19 protein-coding genes are annotated in these 19,089 nt (G+C 68.0%); 12 read left to right on the top strand and 7 right to left on the bottom strand.

Annotated elements, in window-relative coordinates:
• Nucleotides 1-11 precede the first annotated feature (11 nt).
• From AB9M23_RS03010 to AB9M23_RS02990, 5 genes are all read left to right on the top strand, one after another.
• Nucleotides 12-1,253 carry a branched-chain amino acid ABC transporter substrate-binding protein gene (locus AB9M23_RS03010; RefSeq protein ID WP_372422342.1) on the top strand — a complete coding sequence of 414 codons (1,242 nt, stop codon included), beginning with the start codon at nt 12-14 and terminating at the stop codon, nt 1,251-1,253.
• 277 nt (nt 1,254-1,530) lie between these two features.
• Complete coding sequence (locus AB9M23_RS03005; protein WP_372422340.1) at nt 1,531-1,998, top strand: hypothetical protein; 468 nt, start codon at nt 1,531-1,533, stop codon at nt 1,996-1,998.
• A 147-nt stretch (nt 1,999-2,145) separates the two neighbouring features.
• Nucleotides 2,146-2,625, top strand: a complete 480-nt coding sequence (locus AB9M23_RS03000) for a hypothetical protein (RefSeq protein ID WP_372422338.1) — start codon at nt 2,146-2,148, stop codon at nt 2,623-2,625.
• 169 nt (nt 2,626-2,794) lie between these two features.
• Nucleotides 2,795-3,397 (top strand): hypothetical protein, encoded by a 603-nt coding sequence (locus AB9M23_RS02995; RefSeq protein ID WP_372422336.1) that lies wholly within the window; start codon nt 2,795-2,797, stop codon nt 3,395-3,397.
• Nucleotides 3,398-3,400: 3 nt separating this feature from the next.
• Nucleotides 3,401-3,655: a hypothetical protein gene (locus AB9M23_RS02990; protein WP_372422334.1), complete on the top strand. Its 255-nt coding sequence runs from the start codon at nt 3,401-3,403 to the stop codon at nt 3,653-3,655.
• A 224-nt stretch (nt 3,656-3,879) separates the two neighbouring features.
• Here AB9M23_RS02990 and AB9M23_RS02985 read toward each other — a convergent pair whose 3' ends face one another.
• Nucleotides 3,880-4,314 carry an MAPEG family protein gene (locus tag AB9M23_RS02985; protein WP_372422332.1) on the bottom strand — a complete coding sequence of 145 codons (435 nt, stop codon included), beginning with the start codon at nt 4,312-4,314 and terminating at the stop codon, nt 3,880-3,882.
• Nucleotides 4,311-5,804 (bottom strand): IMP dehydrogenase, encoded by a 1,494-nt coding sequence (guaB, locus tag AB9M23_RS02980; RefSeq protein WP_372422331.1) that lies wholly within the window; start codon nt 5,802-5,804, stop codon nt 4,311-4,313. The genes AB9M23_RS02985 and guaB overlap by 4 nt, the downstream gene beginning before the upstream one ends.
• Nucleotides 5,805-5,889: 85 nt before the next feature.
• Between guaB and AB9M23_RS02975 the strand changes: the two genes are divergently transcribed.
• Complete coding sequence (locus tag AB9M23_RS02975; protein ID WP_372422329.1) at nt 5,890-6,624, top strand: TetR/AcrR family transcriptional regulator; 735 nt, start codon at nt 5,890-5,892, stop codon at nt 6,622-6,624.
• Nucleotides 6,625-6,730: 106 nt separating this feature from the next.
• On the top strand, nt 6,731-7,117 hold the full coding sequence (locus tag AB9M23_RS02970; protein ID WP_372422328.1) for a DUF2852 domain-containing protein: 387 nt from the start codon (nt 6,731-6,733) through the stop codon (nt 7,115-7,117).
• A gap of 94 nt (nt 7,118-7,211) precedes the next feature.
• Here the strand turns inward: AB9M23_RS02970 and groL are convergent, their stop codons facing one another.
• Together groL and groES are read right to left on the bottom strand one after the other, a co-directional pair.
• Nucleotides 7,212-8,837 (bottom strand): chaperonin GroEL, encoded by a 1,626-nt coding sequence (groL, locus tag AB9M23_RS02965; RefSeq protein WP_372422326.1) that lies wholly within the window; start codon nt 8,835-8,837, stop codon nt 7,212-7,214.
• Nucleotides 8,838-8,880: 43 nt separating this feature from the next.
• A complete protein-coding gene (gene groES, locus AB9M23_RS02960; protein WP_372422324.1) occupies nt 8,881-9,195 on the bottom strand; it encodes a co-chaperone GroES in 315 nt (104 codons plus the stop codon).
• A 351-nt stretch (nt 9,196-9,546) separates the two neighbouring features.
• Between groES and AB9M23_RS02955 the strand changes: the two genes are divergently transcribed.
• The 3 genes from AB9M23_RS02955 (at nt 9,547) to uvrB (ending at nt 13,268) form a co-directional block, all read left to right on the top strand.
• The gene (locus AB9M23_RS02955) at nt 9,547-9,816 is read left to right on the top strand and encodes an usg protein (RefSeq protein ID WP_372422322.1); all 270 of its coding nucleotides are present in this window, start codon (nt 9,547-9,549) and stop codon (nt 9,814-9,816) included.
• Nucleotides 9,817-9,883: 67 nt separating this feature from the next.
• Complete coding sequence (locus AB9M23_RS02950; protein ID WP_372422321.1) at nt 9,884-10,504, top strand: exopolysaccharide biosynthesis protein; 621 nt, start codon at nt 9,884-9,886, stop codon at nt 10,502-10,504.
• A 43-nt stretch (nt 10,505-10,547) separates the two neighbouring features.
• Nucleotides 10,548-13,268, top strand: coding sequence for an excinuclease ABC subunit UvrB (uvrB, locus tag AB9M23_RS02945; protein WP_372422319.1), 2,721 nt, complete (start codon nt 10,548-10,550; stop codon nt 13,266-13,268).
• 1 nt (nt 13,269) lies between these two features.
• On the opposite strand, the gene AB9M23_RS02940 is transcribed toward uvrB, so the two are convergent.
• Nucleotides 13,270-14,652, bottom strand: a complete 1,383-nt coding sequence (locus tag AB9M23_RS02940) for a hypothetical protein (protein WP_372422317.1) — start codon at nt 14,650-14,652, stop codon at nt 13,270-13,272.
• A complete protein-coding gene (locus AB9M23_RS02935) occupies nt 14,618-15,730 on the bottom strand; it encodes a nucleoid-associated protein (protein ID WP_372422316.1) in 1,113 nt (370 codons plus the stop codon). Before AB9M23_RS02935 ends, AB9M23_RS02940 begins: the two co-directional genes overlap by 35 nt.
• 401 nt (nt 15,731-16,131) lie before the next feature.
• Here AB9M23_RS02935 and AB9M23_RS02930 point away from each other — a divergent pair, with 401 nt between their 5' ends.
• Complete coding sequence (locus AB9M23_RS02930) at nt 16,132-16,524, top strand: endonuclease domain-containing protein (protein WP_372422314.1); 393 nt, start codon at nt 16,132-16,134, stop codon at nt 16,522-16,524.
• 299 nt (nt 16,525-16,823) lie between these two features.
• A complete protein-coding gene (locus AB9M23_RS02925; protein WP_372422312.1) occupies nt 16,824-17,210 on the top strand; it encodes an endonuclease domain-containing protein in 387 nt (128 codons plus the stop codon).
• A gap of 419 nt (nt 17,211-17,629) precedes the next feature.
• Here AB9M23_RS02925 and AB9M23_RS02920 read toward each other — a convergent pair whose 3' ends face one another.
• Nucleotides 17,630-18,973: an aspartate aminotransferase family protein gene (locus tag AB9M23_RS02920; protein ID WP_372422310.1), complete on the bottom strand. Its 1,344-nt coding sequence runs from the start codon at nt 18,971-18,973 to the stop codon at nt 17,630-17,632.
• Nucleotides 18,974-19,089 lie beyond the last annotated feature (116 nt).

Here is a 19,089-nt window from a genome sequence, read left to right as displayed (position 1 = left end):
AACCAATCGCGATGACGCTCCAGCAGCCGGCCCTCGCCGCCCTCGCCGCCTCCCTGCTCGCGGCGCTCGTCGCGCCCGCGGCGGCGCTCGCGCAGGCGCCGATCGCGGTCGTCGGCCCCCAGACCGGCCCGCTCGCCGCCTTCGGCGCGATGCTCGCGACGGGCGCCGGCCGCGCCGCGGAGGCGATCAACGCCCGCGGCGGGATTCGCGGCGAGCCCGTGGAGATCCTGGTACGCGACGACGTCGGCGATCCCGCCCGCGCCCGCACCGTGGCGGGCGCGCTCGTCGCCGAGGTGCCCGACCTCGTCGCCGTGATCGGCCACGTCACCGCCGGCCCCTCGCTGGAGGCCGCGCCGATCTACGCGCAGGCCGGCGTGCCGATGATCACGCCCGCCGTCGGCGAGCCCCGGCTCACAGACGGCGCGGCCTGGAACGTGCTGCGCCTCGCGCCCTCCGATTCGGCGCAAGGGCGGCTCGCCGCCCGCCACATCGCCGCGCGCGACCCGAATGCGCGCGTCGCGATCGTGCACGACAAGTCCGGCTTCGGGAAGGGCGTCGCGGACATCGCCCGCGCCGCGCTCGACGCGGCCGGGATCGTCGACGTCTTCTACGAGGGGCTCGACGCCGCCGAGCCGAACTATCGCGGCCTCGCCGGGCGCGTCGCCGCGGCCGAGCCGGGCTTCGTCTATTTCGGCGGCCTCGCGCCGGAGGCCGCGATCCTGCTGCGTGACCTGCGTGCGGCGGGCTCGCGGGCGGTGCTGGTGGCGACCGACGCCATCGTCGCCCCCGTCTTCGCCGAACTCGACCCGGCGATCGCCGGGGGCACGCTGATGACCGCCTCCGCCGACACCGCGGACAACCCGGCCGCGACGACGATCGCGGGAGCGATCCTCGCAGAGGCGACCGCCGCGGGAGCCGCGGGGGAGGCGGAGGCGTCCGGTCCCACGGCCGCGCCGGCGAGCGTCGTGCCGATCCTGGCGCAGGAGGACGTGATCGAGACGCTCCACCCGATGGCGCTGCGCGCCTACGCCGCCGTCGAGGCGATCGCCGCCGCGGCGAACGCCGTCGGCCCGTCGGACGGCGAAGCGATCGCCGCACGCCTGCGCGAGGCACCCGTCGACACGGCGCTGGGTCCCGTGCAGTTCGACGCGGCCGGCGAGGTCGTCCTCGAACTGCTCGCCGTGCACGAATGGCGGCCGGGACCGCTGGGGCGGCTCGACCATCTGGGGAACGTGGTGGAGACGGGGCGGTGAGGCTCTGGGCGACCGCCGGCCGCCACGTCGAACGTCGTCGATCGGTCTCGGCGCGCTCGTCTCCCGGGTCGTCTCTCAGGCCGTCTGCGCGTTTCGAGCCGGCGCGGACCGCACTGCGCACGGACGGGACACGGCCGATCGGGCACACCCGAGACGTGCGCGCGCCGGCTTCAGAGACAAAATACTTGATTGTCGCCTGCAGCCGGCGGACAGTACGGCCCCGGGATCCTCCTGCGGGGGTGCCGAACCGGCGACGACGTTCGAGGGGGGCTCCATCATGACCGACGCCGAGATGAAGGCACTGGAGAAGCACAAGGCTCATCAGTACCACCACATCGTCTGCGACGAGTTCCGCGAGCTGAAGATCGGCCTGTCCGACCGCGGCCGCAAGCGGTCGAAGGCGTTCTCCGTGCTCGGCATCGCGTCGTCGCGGACGATCGCGGAGGGGTTGAAGGCCGTTGACGCGTCACCGTTCCAGACCGTGTTCGTCGTGTCGGAGAAGACCGGCGAGGTCCTGTTCGCCCTCTCCAAGAACGAGGACTACGTCCGCGCCGCGCGCAAGAAGAAGAAGCCGAAGCCCCCGGTTCCCCCGCCTCCGCCGCCGACCACGGATTGCTGCCGTCTGTGCGGCTTCATGGGTGGGACGGGCTGCGACGACCTGGCCGACGGCAGCTGCATCTGCTTCGGAGCGGATCGCGGCATCGGTGGGGGCCCGAACGACCCGCTGGAGGTTCTGGCGCCCTGACGCGCGTGGCGTCGGCCGCGGTGAGGCGGAGTTCTCCCCGAGGCGCCGCCGATCGCCGGAACGGCACGCGCCCGCGCGGCTCGCGCGGCGACACGCCAGGTAGGACGCGGGCCTCTCGGGAGAGTGGGCTCGCGACAGGAGAGCCCGATGCGCCCGCTCGTCCTCGTTCTCGCTCTGCTCCCTCTGCCCGCCGCAGCCGCCTGTCCGGGCGGGGAGGAGGTCTTTTCCTGCAGCATCGAGGGCAGGACGCTGCGCCTCTGCCACTCCGACGGAGCGCTCGTCTACGGCTTCGGCCCGCCGGGAAAGCCCGAACTCGTGCTGTCGCAGCCGCTGACCACCGTGGACTTCACCCCCTGGCCCGGGGTCGGCCGGAGCATGTGGGAGACCGTCGCTTTTCCGAACGAGGGCTACGTGTACGAGGTCTGGACGAGCGTCGAGCGCGACCCCGAGGCGACCGAGGGCCGCACGGGCGGCGTCGATGTCCTGCGAGGCGACGTGCCGGTGGCGCGGTTGACCTGCGACCCCGGAACACCCAGCCAGTCGCTGGACGTGATCTACGAACTCAAGGAAGCCGCCGGCCTGTGCTGGGACCACGGCGCCAGCGTCTGGACACGCACCTGCGAATAGGCCGCCGGCGTTCTGTCGTATCCCGGCCTTCGCTCCACTCCGGGTCGCAGGCGATGCCGTTCCGGTCGCGTCCCTCTCCTCACGCGCGACGCTTGCTTTCCAACGGGCGCGCTGCCACGCTCGGGTTCCCGACGGTTGGGGGCCCGCGATGCCGAACGCCGAAGCTCTCATGGCCCTGCTGCGCCGCCTCGCCGCCGTGGCGTTGCTCGTCCTCGTGCTTCCCGGCACGGGCACCGCCGAGGAGACCCTGCATCTCACCGGTCTCCTGCACGACGGCGCCGGCCAGCCGCTGGCGGGGCGCAGCCTGCGTGTCGTCCTGGGCAGTGACCCCACCCCCCGCGCCCCCGCGGCCGGGCGCGTGCTGGTCACCGGCGCCGACGGCCGCTTCGCCCTGACCGCCCCCGTCACGCGCAGCCCCCGCCGCGTCCGGCTCGACAGCCTGTTCCGCCGGCATGACGCGCTCCTGCTGGAGATCGGTTTCGAACTGGACATCCTGGGTCGCCCCGCGCTGCACTGGGTGGAGCTCGATTTCATCGCGGGCACCGGGCCCCGTCGGGGCATCGCGGTGTTTCTGCCGGGCGGCGCGGGCCTGTTCGACCAGCCCCTCCCCTTCCGCGACAGCGACCAGACGTGGTCCCTGCCCGACGATCCGCAGGGCCTGCGCCTGACCTCGCCCGGCGTCGACGTCCTCGTCGAAAGCTGGGACGACGGCCAGCCCGGGCGGATCGAGCTGGACCTCGGCGTCGGCCATCTCGCCTTCGAGAGACGGTAGCCCATGAAGAGCGTGGCTTTTCAACTGGCCGGTGTCGCGGTGATCGTGCTCGGCATCGGCGGGGCGTGGATGCTGGATCTCTACGGCTGCGCCTTCAACACGATGGGCTGCAACCGTGTACTGCCCCGGTTCCATGGAGAAATGCTGGCCTTCGTGGTCGTGGTGGGCGCGATCGGTCTCGCGCTGTTCGGCCACGGGCGCAGGCTGCGGAGGCTCAGGGACGCTCCGAACATTCCACCAGGCCCGAAGGCGCCGTGACGCAGACATGGCTCACGGCGGGGCCCTCCTGCGCGGCGCAAGCGCCGAGGGCGAGGACGAGAAACACGAGCGCGTAGCGCATGGCGGAAACCTTCGACGGTGGCGCCCGGCGCGATGCGCACCTCTCGCCGATGAGCCCCGGCCTTTGTTTCGAGCCGTTTCCCGATCCTCCCGGGTCCGACGACCGTGAGCGACGCCGCCTCCGATCGCAAGCGCCGCGCCAATCAGAATGCGTACAGGCCCGCCGCGAACCACGCCCAGTGGAGCGCCAGCACCCCCAGCCCCACGACGAAGATCGGCCCGCGCTTCCTCACGTCGTTCGAGGTCACGAACACCGCCGCGTGGGCGATCCGCGCCGCGACGAAGGCCCAGGCGAACACCAGGTCGACGCGGGTCCCCTCCCCCGTGACCAGCACGAACGCGACGAGGACGTAGAACAGCACCGGCAGCTCCAGCTGGTTCTGGTAGCAATTGCCGATCTGCGTGATGCGCTCGGGCCAGTTCGGCTCGCGCAGGGCGATGTCGCGCATCTTCACCTCGCCGCGCCCGACGGCGGAAAACCGCATCCGGCCGCTCCACAGGAGCAGGGCGAAGGTCATGGCGACGAGGACGAGAACCGGGACGAGGAGCACCCCCGCCGAGACGGCGCCCTCGCTCATGTGCGCGAGGGATAGTTCGGGCTCTCGCGGGTGATGGACACGTCGTGAACGTGGCTCTCGCGAAGGCCGGCGTTGGTGATGCGCACGAACTCGGCGCGCGCGGCGAAGTCGTCCAGCGTGCGCGCACCCGTGTAGCCCATGGCCGCGCGCAGGCCGCCGGCGAGCTGGTGCACGACGGCGTAGACCGGCCCCTTGTAGGGCACCTGCCCCTCGACGCCTTCCGGCACGAGCTTCATCTGGTCCTTGATGTCCTGCTGGAAGTAGCGGTCCGCCGAGCCCCGCGCCATGGCGCCGACCGAGCCCATGCCGCGATAGGCCTTGTAGGAGCGGCCCTGGTAGAGGAACACCTCGCCCGGCGCCTCCTCGGTACCCGCCAGCAGCGAGCCGACCATCACCGTCGACGCGCCCGCCGCCAGCGCCTTGGCGACGTCCCCGGAGAACTTGATGCCGCCGTCGGCGATCACCGGCGTGCCCGTGCTCTCGGCGGCGCGCACCGCGTCCATCACCGCGGTGAGCTGGGGCACGCCGACGCCCGCGACGATGCGGGTCGTGCAGATCGAACCCGGCCCGATGCCGACCTTCACCGCGTCCGCGCCCGCGTCGATCAGCGCGCGCGCGCCGTCGTAGGTCGCCACGTTGCCGGCGACGACCTGTACGTGGTTGGAGAGCGTCTTCACCCGCGACACGGAGGCGAGCACGCCCGCCGAGTGACCGTGGGCGGTGTCGACCACGATGACGTCGCAGCCCGCCTCGACCAGGCGCTCGGAGCGCTCGAACCCGGCGTCGCCCGTGGTCGTCGCCGCCGCGCAGAGGAGCCGCCCCTGCGCGTCCTTGGCGGCGTCGGGGAAGGCGACCTGCTTCTCGATGTCCTTGACCGTGATCAGCCCGGTGCAGCGGTAATGGTCGTCGACGACGAGCAGCTTCTCGATGCGGAACTGGTGCAGCAGGCGACGCGCCTCGTCCTGGGAGACGTCCTCGCGGACCGTGATCAGCCGGTCCTTGGTCATCAGCTCGGAGACCGGCTGGTCCATGCGGTCGGCGAATCGCACGTCCCGGTTCGTGAGGATGCCGACGAGCTTGCCCTTGCGGCCGGAGGGCCCGCGCTCCACCACCGGAATGCCGGAGATGTGGTTGCGCTTCATCAGCTCGAGCGCGTCGGCCAGCGTCTCGTCGGGGTGGATGGTGATCGGGTCCATCACCATGCCCGACTCGTACTTCTTGACGAGGCGCACCTGCTTGGCCTGCTCGTCGGGCTCGAGGTTACGGTGGATGACGCCGATACCGCCCATCTGGGCCATGGCGATCGCCATCCGGCCCTCGGTGACCGTGTCCATCGCCGAGGCGACGATCGGCAGGTTGAGGCGGATCCGGCTGGTGAGCCGGGTGCGCACGTCCACCTGCGAGGGCAGCACCTCGGAATGGGCGGGGCGCAGCAGGACGTCGTCGAAGGTCAGGCCCTCGGTCAGTCGGTCTTCGATCAATCGGGCCATGGATCCAACTCCCTCGCGGCGGGAACGGCAGCGCGGCGCGTCACGCGCCCGCGGCCCTGAGTTGGCGTGGGTCCGTATCACGCCGATGACGGCCGGTCGAGAGGCTCTCGCGCCGCAGCACGGCGGGGTGCCGGAGGCCGTGCTTGCCGGGGAGACCGGCAGGCTCTACCTCGATGCGATGGACACCGATCCGAGCGAGCCGCCCGAGGCGGTGCGGCGCAAGACCTACCACCACGGCAACCTGCGCGAGGCGCTGGTCGAGGCCGCGCGGGTGCTGATCGAGGAGAAGGGTCCGCTCGGCTTCACCATGGCGGAGGCGGCGCGCGCGGCGGGGGTGAGCCCCGCGGCGCCCTACCGGCATTTCGCCGGGCGCGAGGAGCTGATCGAGGCGGTGGCGCTCCAGGGCTTCACGCTCTTCGCGGAGCGGTTGGAGAGCGCCACCGAGGGCGGCGAGAACGCGCCGCTCAAAGCCTTCACGGCGGCGGGGAACGCCTATCTCGACTTCGCCCGCTCGAACCCGGGCTACTACATCGCCATGTTCGAATCGGGCGTGGCGATCTCCGCCAACGCGCAGCTGAACCGAATGGCGGACCGGGCGATGGCGGTCCTGCGGCTGTCGGCCGAGCGGCTCTCCGCGCATCTGCCCGCGGCTAAGCGCCCGCCGGCGGGCATGGTCGCGAACCACATCTGGGCCTTCAGCCACGGCGTCGTCGAACTGTTCGGACGCGGCCGCCCGGGCGCACGCGCGCCCTACTCCGCCGAGGAGATGCTGGAGAGCGGCACCGCCATCTACCTGCGCGGCCTCGGTCTCATCCCCTGAACGCGCGAACGGGAGGCTCGGAGAAATCGCCACCATCGGCTTGACAGTTCGGGACTGGTGGCCCATCTATGTGAATGTGAATAACATTCACATCAAGAGGATCGCCATGCAGACCACGACCATGAGCATGAGCGCGGCGACGGACTGGATCGTCCGCTGTCGCGACTGGCTCGACGAACGCGGAAAAGGCGCCTGGATCGCCGCCATCGTGGCGGGGTTCATCGTCTTCTGGCCCATCGGCTTGGGCCTTCTTCTCTACATGATCGGGAGCAAGCGGATGGCATGCAAGGCCTGGGGCCGGAAGAACCGGCACGCCGTGTCGGGTGCGACGGGCAACGCCGCCTTCGACAGCTATCGCGCCGAGACCCTCAAGCGCCTCGAGGAGGAACGCGACGCGTTCATGTCGTTCCTCGAGGAGCTGCGCCAGGCCAAGGACCGCGCCGAGTTCGACCAGTTCATGGCCCGCCGCAGTGGCGGCGGCAACGCCGCCTGACGACCGATCCGCCGACGGAACATGGAAGAAGCGGCCGTTCGCTCCCGCGGACGGCCCCTTCTCGATTCCACGCACCATCGATGCGTCGTCGACCTCAGAAGTCCATGTCCGGCGCGCCGGCGGGAGCCGGGGCGGCCTTCTTGGGCTTCTCGGCGATCATCGCCTCGGTGGTGACGAGGAGGCCCGCCACGGAGGCGGCGTCCTGCAGCGCCGTGCGCACGACCTTCGCCGGGTCGATCACGCCGAAGGAGAACATGTCGCCGTACTGGCTCGTCTGCGCGTTGAAGCCGAAGCCGTAGTCGCCGTTCTCGAGCACCTTGCCGACGATCACCGAGCCGTCCTCGCCCGCGTTGAGCGCGATCTGGCGCGCCGGCGCCTGGATCGCGCGGCGCACGATCTCGATGCCGGTCTTCTGGTCGTCGTTGGCGGGCGCGAGGCCGGCCAGCGCCTCGACCGCGCGCAGCAGCGCCACGCCGCCGCCCGGCAGGATGCCCTCCTCGACCGCGGCCTTGGTGGCGTGCATCGCGTCGTCGACGCGATCCTTGCGCTCCTTCACCTCGACCTCGGTGGCGCCGCCCACGCGGATCACCGCCACGCCGCCCGCGAGCTTGGCGAGGCGCTCCTGGAGCTTCTCGCGATCGTAGTCGGAGGTGGTCTCCTCGATCTGCGCCTTGATCTGGGCGACGCGCGCCTCGATCTCGGCCTTGGAGCCGGCGCCGTCGACGATCGTGGTGTTCTCCTTCTCGATCACGACCTTCTTGGCGCGGCCGAGCATGTTCAGCGTGACCTTGTCGAGCTTGATGCCCAGGTCCTCGCTGATCGCCGTGCCGCCGGTGAGGATCGCGATGTCCTGCAGCATGGCCTTGCGGCGATCGCCGAAGCCGGGCGCCTTCACCGCCGCGATCTTGAGGCCGCCGCGCAGCTTGTTGACGACGAGCGTGGCGAGCGCCTCGCCCTCGACGTCCTCGGCGATGATGACGAGCGGCTTGCCCGACTGCACCACCGCCTCGAGCACGGGCAGCAGTTCCTGGAGGTTCGAGAGCTTCTTCTCGTGGATGAGGACGTAGGCGTCCTCGAGCTCGACGCGCATCTTCTCGGCGTTGGTCACGAAGTAGGGCGAGAGATAGCCGCGGTCGAACTGCATGCCCTCGACGATGTCGAGCTCGGTCTCGAGGCTCTTGGCCTCCTCCACCGTGATGACGCCCTCGTTGCCGACCTTCGCCATGGCCTCGGCGAGGAAGCGACCGATCTCGGCGTCGCCGTTTGCCGAGATCGTGCCGACCTGGGCGATTTCGTCGTTGTTGGCGATCTTGCGGGCGTTCTTCTTCAGGTCCGCCACGATCGCCTCGACGGCCATGTCGATGCCGCGCTTGAGGTCCATCGGGTTCATGCCGGCGGCCACCGCCTTGGCGCCCTCCTTCACGATGGCCTGGGCGAGCACGGTCGCCGTCGTCGTGCCGTCGCCGGCGAGGTCGTTCGTCTTCGACGCGACTTCGCGCACCATCTGGGCGCCCATGTTCTCGAACTTGTCGGAAAGCTCGATCTCCTTGGCGACGGTGATGCCGTCCTTGGTGATTCGGGGCGCGCCGAACGACTTCTCGATCACGACGTTGCGGCCCTTCGGGCCGAGCGTGACCTTCACCGCATCGGCGAGGATGTCGACGCCGCGCAGCATCTTCTCGCGCGCGTCGGCGGAAAACTTGACGTCCTTGGCAGCCATTGTCGTCACTCCGAAAGAGACATGACGTTGATGTTCGGGGGGATCAGGCGGCCTTCTTCGCCGCCTCGGCGGCGTCGAGCACGCCCATGATGTCGGACTCCTTCATGATCAGGAGGTCCTCGCCGTCGATGCGCACCTCGGTGCCCGACCACTTGCCGAAGAGCACGCGGTCGCCGGCCTTCACCTCGAGCGCGACCACCTCGCCCTTCTCGTCGCGGGCGCCCGGGCCGACCGCCACCACCTCGCCCTGCTGGGGCTTCTCCTTGGCGGTGTCGGGGATGATGATGCCGCCGGCCGTCTTGGTATCGGCCTCGATGCGGCGAACGACCACCCGGTCGTGCAGGGGACGGAACTTCATGGCTTCTCAGTCTCCGAATGATGCGAGATCGTCATGATCCTCACGCGGCGGGTGCGCGCGGATGACGCGCCGCACCCGCCCGAGCGCGGAGGTAATCCGGCCATGGCCGCGCTTCAAGAGGGGGCGACGAAAATTTTGGCACTCGCTGCGGCCGACTGCCAGCAGCCTACGGCCCGAGCGTGGCAGCAGCCCGACCGACATGCTGCCAACACCTTGATATCATGCATGAATCTCCTTTCTCGGGCTTGCGCCCGCTTCCCGCTGTGGCATCATGAACGAGCCGGCGTCCGCGTCGGGAGTGCCACCTGTGCGGGGCCGGCGATCGTCGTCACACGCATGGAGGCCCCCGGCATGGCGTCGACCGCGTTCGCGAAGCAGCTCGAAGGCTACGGCCTGACCACCGCCCGGATTCTCTACCGGCTGCCGGACCACCCCGGCATCCTCCAGACCTACGTCTGGCAGGACTGGGACCGCGCTCCGACCTTTCCGGAGCTCAACGACTTCCTCGCCTTCTGGCGCCGCGAGCTGGACGGCCCGCTCCACTCGGTCACGGTGGCGCACCAGGGGCTGATCCGCCCGGCGGAGTTCAAGGCGGTGGACGGCATCGTCACGCTGCACTGAGCCGCTGGCGCGCGGGCGGGTGCCCCCCTATGTGAGGGGGCCCGAACTCGCACCCCCGGCCGGTCCCGTGCAGCGCACCTCGGAGATCCTCGAGCGGCTCGTCGCGCACGAGATGGACGAGACGATCACGCTCGGCGAGATCGTCGCGCGGCTGCGGGCGCGGGCATTCGGGATCCTGCTGATCCTGTTCGCGGCGCCGATGCTGATCCCGACGCCGCCGGGCTTCTCCACCGTCGCGGGCCTGCTGATCGCGTCCGTCGCGGTCCAGTTCGTGCTCCTACGGCGCACGCTGCGCCTGCCGCACAGGCTCCGGCGCCGGACCATCCAGACGGCCTTCATGAGGCGGGTCGTCGCCTGGACGGTGCCGAAGCTGCGGCGCATCGAGCGCTGGTCGCGCCCGCGCGCCGTCTCCTTCACCCGCCTGCGCGCCCGCCGTCCGCTCGGGGTGCTGATTCTCGTGCTGGCCGCCATCATGGCGCTGCCGATCCCGATCGTCGGCAACACGCCGCCGGCGATCGCCATCGTGCTGATGGGCTTCGGCATGATCGAGCGCGACGGCGCCTTCGTCGGCGCGGGCGTGACGGTGGGCCTGATCGCGATCGGCCTGATCGCGGGCCTGGCGCTCGGCCTCGGCGCGGCGTTCGAGGCCTTCGTGCCGGCGAGCTGGCTCGCGGCCCTGCCGTTCTGAGCGGACCCTTTCCCATCGCGGCGACTCCGCCCATATTGCGGCCATGGCGCGATCCCCGAAATCCTCCCCCAACGCTCCGACTTCCGATACCGGCGCGCCCGCGCGCAAGGGCGCGCGGCCGAGGGCGCAGAAACCCGAGCTGAAGCCGCTCGACGAGCATCTGGCGGAGCTGCTGAACCCGGCGCTCTCGAAGAAGAAGAGCGGTGATTCGGCCGGCTCTTCCGGACTCTCGGGCTTCGCCGAAGCGCCCCAGCGCGGGTTCGAGACCGGCTTCGTCGGCGAGCTCGACCCCGGCGTCGCCTCGCCCGCCGCGCGCGATCTCGCGGAGCGCCCCGACGGGCCGCCGCGGAAGCGGCCGAAAAAGCCCTCCGAAATGCCCCCGCCGGAGGACATGGTCGGCGGCGTCTCCGCCACCGTGCAGGCGCTCGAGGATCTGCTCACCTCCGGCAACCCGCTGTTCAAGAACGGCGAGCTGTGGACCCCGCACCGCCCCGCCCGGCCGGAGAAGTCCGAGGGCGGCCGCCCCTTCGTGATGAAGTCGGACTTCGAGCCGGCCGGCGACCAGCCCGCCGCGATCAGGGAGCTGGTCGCGGGCGTGCGGGCGCAGGAGCGCGACCAGGTGCTGCTCGGCGTCACCGGCTCGGGCAAGACCTTCACCATGGCCAAGGTGATCGAGGAGACGCAGCGCCCGGCGCTGATCCTGGCGCCGAACAAGACGCTGGCGGCGCAGCTCTACGGCGAGTTCAAGTCCTTCTTCCCCGACAACGCGGTGGAATACTTCGTCTCCTACTACGACTATTACCAGCCGGAGGCCTACGTCCCGCGCTCGGACACGTTCATCGAGAAGGAGAGCTCCATCAACGAGCAGATCGACCGCATGCGCCACTCGGCCACGCGTGCTTTGCTCGAGCGCGACGACGTCATCATCGTCGCCTCCGTCTCGTGCATCTACGGCATCGGCTCGGTGGAGACCTACACCGCCATGTCCTTCAGCGTGAAGGCGGGCGAGCGCATCGAGCAGCGCCAGCTGATCGCCGATCTCGTGGCGCTGCAATACAAGCGCATCCAGTCGGACTTCACCCGCGGCACGTTCCGCGTCCGCGGCGACGTGATCGAGCTCTTCCCGGCTCACCTGGAAGACCGCGGCTGGCGCATCGGGCTCTTCGGGGACGAGGTCGAGACCATCCAGGAATTCGACCCGCTCACCGGCCACAAGACCGCCGACCTCGAGGCGGTGAAGATCTACGCCAACTCCCACTACGTCACGCCGCGGCCCACGCTGCAGCAGGCGATCAAGGGCATCAAGACCGAGCTGAAGCAGCGGCTCGACGAGCTCAACAGGATGGGTCGCCTGCTGGAGGCGCAGCGGCTCGAGCAGCGCACCCAGTTCGACCTGGAGATGATCGAGGCCACCGGCGCCTGCAACGGCATCGAGAACTACTCGCGCTACCTCACCGGGCGCCGCCCCGGCGAGCCGCCGCCGACCCTGTTCGAGTATCTGCCGGACAACGCGCTGGTCTTCACCGACGAGAGCCACGTCACCATCCCGCAGATCGGCGGCATGTACCGCGGCGACTTCCGTCGCAAGGCGACGCTGGCCGAGTACGGCTTCCGCCTGCCGTCCTGCATGGACAACCGGCCGATGCGCTTCGAGGAGTGGGACGCCATGCGCCCGCAATCGGTGCACGTCTCCGCCACGCCCGGCGGCTGGGAGATGGAGCGCACCGGCGGCGTCTTCGTCGAGCAGGTCATCCGCCCCACCGGGCTGATCGACCCGGTGGTGGAGGTGCGCCCGGCCAAGACCCAGGTCGACGACCTGCTCGGCGAGGTCAAGGACATGGCGCGCCGCGGCTACCGGACGCTCGCCACGGTGCTGACCAAGCGGATGGCGGAGGACCTCACCGAGTACCTGCACGAGAACGGGGTGCGGGTGCGCTACATGCACTCCGACATCGACACGCTGGAGCGCATCGAGATCATCCGCGACCTGCGGCTGGGCGCCTTCGACGTGCTGGTGGGCATCAACCTGCTGCGCGAGGGCCTCGACATCCCCGAATGCGCGCTGGTGGCCATCCTCGACGCCGACAAGGAGGGTTTTCTGCGCTCCGAGACCTCGCTGATCCAGACCATCGGCCGCGCCGCCCGCAACGTCGACGGCCGCTGCCTGCTCTACGCGGACCGGATCACCGGCTCCATGGAACGCGCCATGGCCGAGACCGAGCGCCGCCGCGAGAAGCAGCTCGCCTACAATGCCGAGCACGGGATCACGCCCGAGAGCGTCAAGCGCGCCATCGGCGACATCCTGGAGAGCGTCTACGAGCGCGACCACGTGCGGGTGGACGTCGGCCTGGCGGACGCCGGCCGCACCGTGGGGCACAACCTCAAGTCCATCACGGCAGACCTGGAGAAGCGCATGCGCGAGGCCGCCGCCAACCTGGAGTTCGAGGAGGCCGCCCGGCTGAGGGACGAGCTCAAGCGGCTGCAGGAGACGGAGCTGATGATCGGCGACGACCCGATGGCCCGGCAGGGCGACATCGAGGCGGGGGCTGGGAAGTACGGCGCCGGGGACGCGCGCGGGGGGCGGCCTTCGGGTTCGCGCGGCGGATCGCGCGTGGCGAAGCCGGTGCCGGGGGAGATGGGGCCGGGGTCTTATCGCGAGACGCCGCTGGGGGCGGGGGCGTATGTGCGCCCGGCGGGGCGGAGCATGGAGGGGCGGCCGGGGCAGGCGCCGAAGTACAGGGGGCGGAAGGGGAAGAGAGGGTGAGCTAAGCCAGCGCAAATGCAAGCACAAAGACGGAAAGGATTACGTACATTAGTCCAACATAGACAGCCGTTACACTATAGGTTTCTTTCGTTCGATCGATTGGGTTTTTCACCAAATCCTCGAATTCACTTTGAGTGAGGAACGAATATATACGAGAGTGCCATATACGTATTGTTTCGTCCAATGCGAGAAAATTCTGCCAATTACTCCAAATTCTTATTGCGACATGAGTGATTAGGTAGACGCCAACAAGACCTATAAACAGACGCGCACTTTGAGGAATTGGCAGATCTGTACGAGCGAAAGCAAAATAGCGAAGTGCTATCACTGCAAGTGCAACTGTGAAATCTGCCCACAGAGTCACGGATAAGGCTCGTGTTTGCTCTGCTACCTTTCCAATCTCGTCTGCTACGGCCTTGCGAAGGTCGGAGATCGACTTGAGCGTCTCCTTGCTCTGACCAAGGACGTGCGCACGGTAGCTAAGACGGGCAGCCTCAAGTACCGAACGCGCATGCTCGCTGATAAGTTCTCCATATGTTCTAGAACCAATACCGTGTCTGGCGAATTCGTTGGCGAGCAGCGTGTGTCGAAGCTCGCGCTCGCGCTCCGGGAGTAGCACCCAGCGAGCACATTCGGTTAGCTGGTAGAATGCGTCGATCGCGATTTCGTCGGCGGTAGACGAAAAGCTTAATGTCCTCTTAACTGGCCCCTGAAACGTGAGCTCAACCGTCGCGGAATCCCCGTTGACCTCAGTTGCGAGAGAACAGAGCAATGCGCGTTGTGCAAACAATCGCCAACGCTGGAACGTAGCGCAAATTTCGCCGGGTTGATTCACAAGGAGCCACTTGCGACAGTCGTCGGGCACAAGGCTTCCCGTGGAAAGATCCTTTACTAACCGACGGGCGTCGATTAGAGGCTCGGTCAAGTTTTCCGCTCCGCGCGTCTCCGCCGTCGCTTCTTCAGCCCATTCTTGGACAGAAAAGGCTAATGTTCTAAAACCACTGGCACATTCGACAACTTGATAATTACAAAATTGCAGGATTCGGCTTCGATCCAAGTGCTTTATGAACCCATCAGCCGTAAAGAAACAAGATTTTTCTGCACTCTTTTTCGATATCTGAACTAGGATTTCAGACTCGATCGTCTCGGCAGCTACGTCGTGTATGTCAATCTCGTCGTTATCAATTTGATAATAAAACTTGACCGCACAGAACGGAACCCATTCTCTCTCGGAGCGAGCGATCTCGCCCCAGAGGCTGCGGGCCTTGGGATTACCAAGCGAGCCTACCACGTCAAGACGACTCTCATCTTCGATGAGCGGTACGTCTGTCGTGGCAGACAGGCAGCGGCTAGCGGCCAGAATCTTTTTCAGCGACGCGGTCATCGTAAGCTAGGCCAGCTGTTCGTATCTCGAAAATGATCTCACCGTCTCTTTCGATTTCTGTTACGCGGTCCTCATACCGTCTATCGTAGGTGATTTTGATTCCCTCCCTAGTTACAATTTTCCGATGCGTTGGCTCAGGAACTTCGCGTGTATCAAACTGAAAAGTTTCGCCGTCGATCTTGTTCCTCTTCAAGGCTCCCTTGAAAGTCTCTACTAGCTCGTCTGAAACCGCCGCAGCCGAAAAAACATCATTTAAAAACGCCGGTAGATCTTCATCGTTGAAGCTGCCACCACCCGCCAAATGGTTGTAGACCCGGCGCCCAAAGTCTTTTTTTACATCATTAGGCAGGCTCTCCCGATGTTTCGCATAAGTCTCACGCGCCGCAGCGTCCAATCTCTTTGTCAACTCGGACTCTGTGTATTCGCGACGAACTCCGAGGAAATCACGAAAGTAATCCGCGATTCCACCATCCTTCTTCCCGCGATCTCTCGCATGCACGACCCCAGCATTCTCTGACAGCCGAATCAGAGCCGTCTTCTGCATCGCTTCCTTCTTCTTTACAAATGTATCCCGCAACTCACGCAAAATCGCTCGCTTTTTCCCTTCGTCGTCCTCGATCTCATAGCCAATAACCTGGTCGTGATCATACTTGATAACTGCAAACGTGTACTCAGCGCCGTCAAAAAGCTGGAAAAGGAGAAACACACCATCTTTTGTACTCTTCTTCTCGTGTTGGCTTTGAAATCTCCCTGCCAAAGTTCGGCTTACAGCAGAGAATTGACTGTCGTCATTTTCGATAATTCGCATTTGCTCAAGAAAATCGGAATGATCTTGAAAAAGAAAACGACTGGATTCAACAGCACTTTTCACTCGCTCAAGGAAGAAATTTGTATGAACAGGAGGATTCAGTTCCTCAAGCAAGATTGGAGCAGTTAGGTGCGGTCCTACGACATGAAAGACCATTCTCTCGATCGATAACGATCCCATTTGTTCTTGTGTAAAAAACGACATCAGCTGCCCCAGCCCGCATAGCGTTTGCCACTTTAGCAACTTAAGTTTGTGTCTTGCCGCTGTCAAGGCCGGTAGGTCCGAACCAGTTCCCGTCGACTTCGCCGAGAGCGATTCTCTTTGCGGTGCCGACCGCCGCCCCGCGCCGCGGCCCTCTCCTTCCCTGTAGGGCAAGCTGGATCGCCGCGGAGCGGCGAGACGGATGGGGCACGCCGGAGGCGTGTTCGGCGGAGCCGAAATCGGGCGGGGAAGGGCGGGGCCGGTCGAGATGCGGCGCGGGGTTTCCGCTTCGCGGAACACGCCTGACGGCGTGCCCCATCCGTTTCGGCTTCGCCGAGCCACCTTCCCCTACAGGGAAGGAAAGCGTTCTACTCGGGCATGTATCTTCATACACCCGCAGTCTTCCGGATGCAGGGGCGGCTCGAGATCGTGCAGTCTGTTCCCGCTTCGTTCGGAACGGATGTCACACGATGATCAGCGGCTACCACAAGCGCCCCCGCACGTCCGTCCCCACGGAGGTCCCCCGCGCGCTGCGCAAGCGCATGACGCCGCAGGAGGCGAAGCTCTGGGTCGCGCTGCGCCGCCTGCGCCCGGCGGGCTTCACCTTTCGCCGGCAGGCGCCCATCGGCCCCTACGTGGTCGACTTCGCCTGCCTGAAGGCGCGCCTCGTCGTCGAGGTGGACGGCGCGCAGCACGGGTTCGACGCGCACCTCGCCAGGGACGGCGTGCGGGACGCCCGGCTGGCGGAGCGGGGTTTTCTCGTCGCCCGCTTCTGGAACCATCAGGTCGACCGCGAGCTCGCCTCCGTCATGGACACGATCTACGCCCGCCTCACCGAGCCCCGCACCTTTCCTTCCCTGTAGGGGAAGGTGGATCGTCGCGGAGCGGCGAGACGGATGGGGCGCGCGGGACGCGTGTTCGGCGCAGCCGAAATCGGCGGGCGCAGGGCGGGGCCGGCGCCAGGGTTCCGCTGCGCGGAACCCGCCTGCCGGCGCGCCCCATCCGTCACCGCGCTCTCGCGCGGCGCCACCTTCCCCTACAGGGAAGGAGATCGGCTGCACCATCCGGGGATGAAATTTCGTACACCCGCAGTCTTGCGGATGCCGAGACGGCCCGGGATCGTCCAGCATGTTCGTGGTTCGTTCGAAACGGATGCCCCACGATGATCCGCGGCTACCACAAGCGCCCCGGCACGACCGTCCCCATCGAGGTCGCACGCGCGCTGCGCAAGCGCCTGACGCGGCAGGAGGCGGCGCTTTGGGTCCGGCTGCGGCGCCTGCGGCCGGCGGGGTTCGGCTTCCGGCGGCAGGTGCCCATCGGGCCGTACGTCGTCGACTTCGCCTGCCTGAAGGCGCGCCTCGTCGTCGAGGTGGACGGCGGGCAGCACGGGCTCGACGCGCACGCCGCCCGGGACGCGGTGCGCGACGCCCGGCTGGCCGAGCGCGGCTTCCGCGTCGCCCGCTTCTGGAACCACCAGGTCGACCGCGACCTCGACGTCGTCATGGACACGATCTTCGCCCGCCTCACCGAATCCCGTCCTTCCCTGTAGGGGAAGGTGTCGCCGGCGAAGCCGGTGACGGATGGGGCGCGGCGCGCGAGCGACGCGTTCCGCGAAGCGGAAGCCGACGTGTCCGCGGGCACCGTCGTGTTTCGGCTGCGCCGAACGCGCTTCGCGCGCCCCATCCGTCTCGTCGCCTTCGGCGCCGATCCACCTTCCCCTACAGGGAAGGACAGGCGCCGGCACGCGTGTCGCCAGGACGGCGAGCGAAGGGGCCGATGCCGGCGATCTCCTTCCCTGTAGGGGAAGGTGTCGCCGGCGAAGCCGGTGACGGATGGGGCGCGGCGCGAAAGCGACGCGTTCCGCGAAGCGGAAGAGCACCGTGTCCGCTGCGCGCCGGGTTGTTTCGGCTTCGCCGAACGCGCTTCGCGCGCCCCATCCGTCTCGCGCTGCGCGCGATCCACCTTCCCCTACGGGGAAGGAAGCGCAGCGTCCACCGCCGCGCCGAGCCGGTCGACGATCTCCGTCACGTCGGGGCGGGTCACGATGTAGGGCGGTGCCAGGAGCACGTGGTCGCCGCGCCGGCCGTCGATCGTGCCGCCCATCGGGTAGACCATCAGCCCCCGCGCCATCGCCTCGCGCTTGATGCGGGCGTGGAGCTTGCGGGCGGGGTCGAAGGGCTCCTTCGTGCCGCGGTCGGCCACCAGCTCGATCGCCTGGAACAGGCCGCGCCCGCGGATGTCGCCGACGTGCGGGTGCGCGCCGAAGCGGGCCACGAGGTCCTCGCGCAGCGCGGCACCCATGGCGCGGACGTTGGCGAGGAGCCCGTCGCGCGCGATGATGGTCTGCACCGCCAGCGCGGCGGCGCAGGCGACGGCGTGGCCGAGATAGGTGTGGCCGTGCTGGAACAGGCCCGAGCCCGCCTCGAAGGCGCGCACGATCCGCTCGGAGACGAGCGTCGCGCCGATCGGTGCATAGCCGCCGCCCATGCCCTTGGCGATCGCCATCAGGTCGGGGGCGACGCCCTCCTGCGCGCAGGCGTGCAGCGTCCCCGTGCGGCCCATGCCGCACATCACCTCGTCGAGGATCAGCAGCACGCCGTGCCGATCGCAGATCTCGCGCACCCGCGCGAAGTAGCCCGGCGGCGGCTCCAGCGCGCCCGCGGTCGCCCCGCCCACCGTCTCGGCGACGAAGCCGATGACGCTCTGCGGGCCGATCCGCAGGAGCGTCTCCTCGAGCTCGTCGGCGAGGCGCGCGCCGTAGGCCTCGAGGGTCTCGTCCGCGCGCCGGTCGCGATAGGCGTAGGTGGGGGAGACGTGGTGGGCCTCCACCAGCAGCGGCGCGAACTGGGCGCGGCGCCATGCGTTGCCGCCGACCGCGAGCGCGCCCAGCGTGTTGCCGTGGTAGGACTGGCGCCGCGCGACGAAGACGCGCCGCTGCGGCTCGCCGGTCTCGACGAAATATTGCCGCGCCATCTTCAGCGCCGCCTCCATCGCCTCCGATCCGCCGGAAACGAAGTACGTGTGGGAGAGGCCTTCGGGCGCGTCGGCGACCAGCCGGGCGGCGAGCGCCTCGGCCACCTCGGTGGTGAAGAAGCTGGTGTGGGCGTAGGAGAGCGCGTCGATCTGGCGCTTCATCGCGGCCCCGACCTCCGGATGGCCGTGGCCGAGGCAGGAGACCGCCGCGCCGCCGCTGGCGTCGATGTAGCCGCGCCCCTCGCGGTCGCGGATGGTGATCCCTTCCCCCGAGACGGCGACGGGATAGGTATGCGAGAGCGTCCGGTGCAGGACGCGTGTCGAGGAAGAAGAGATCATGCGCGACGATCCGGCTCCGCCGGCTCCCGATCGATGTGTTTCATTTCGCTAGCACGATGAAACACATCATTCAACGACGATCGGCCGTATCTCCTTTCCACCCCGCCCCGACGAGA

It is taken from the genome of Salinarimonas chemoclinalis (genome assembly GCF_041514305.1).
GTDB lineage: Bacteria > Pseudomonadota > Alphaproteobacteria > Rhizobiales > Beijerinckiaceae > Salinarimonas > Salinarimonas chemoclinalis.
Note: the sequence above shows the minus strand (reverse complement) of the source record. Positions and strands in the feature narration are given on the sequence as shown.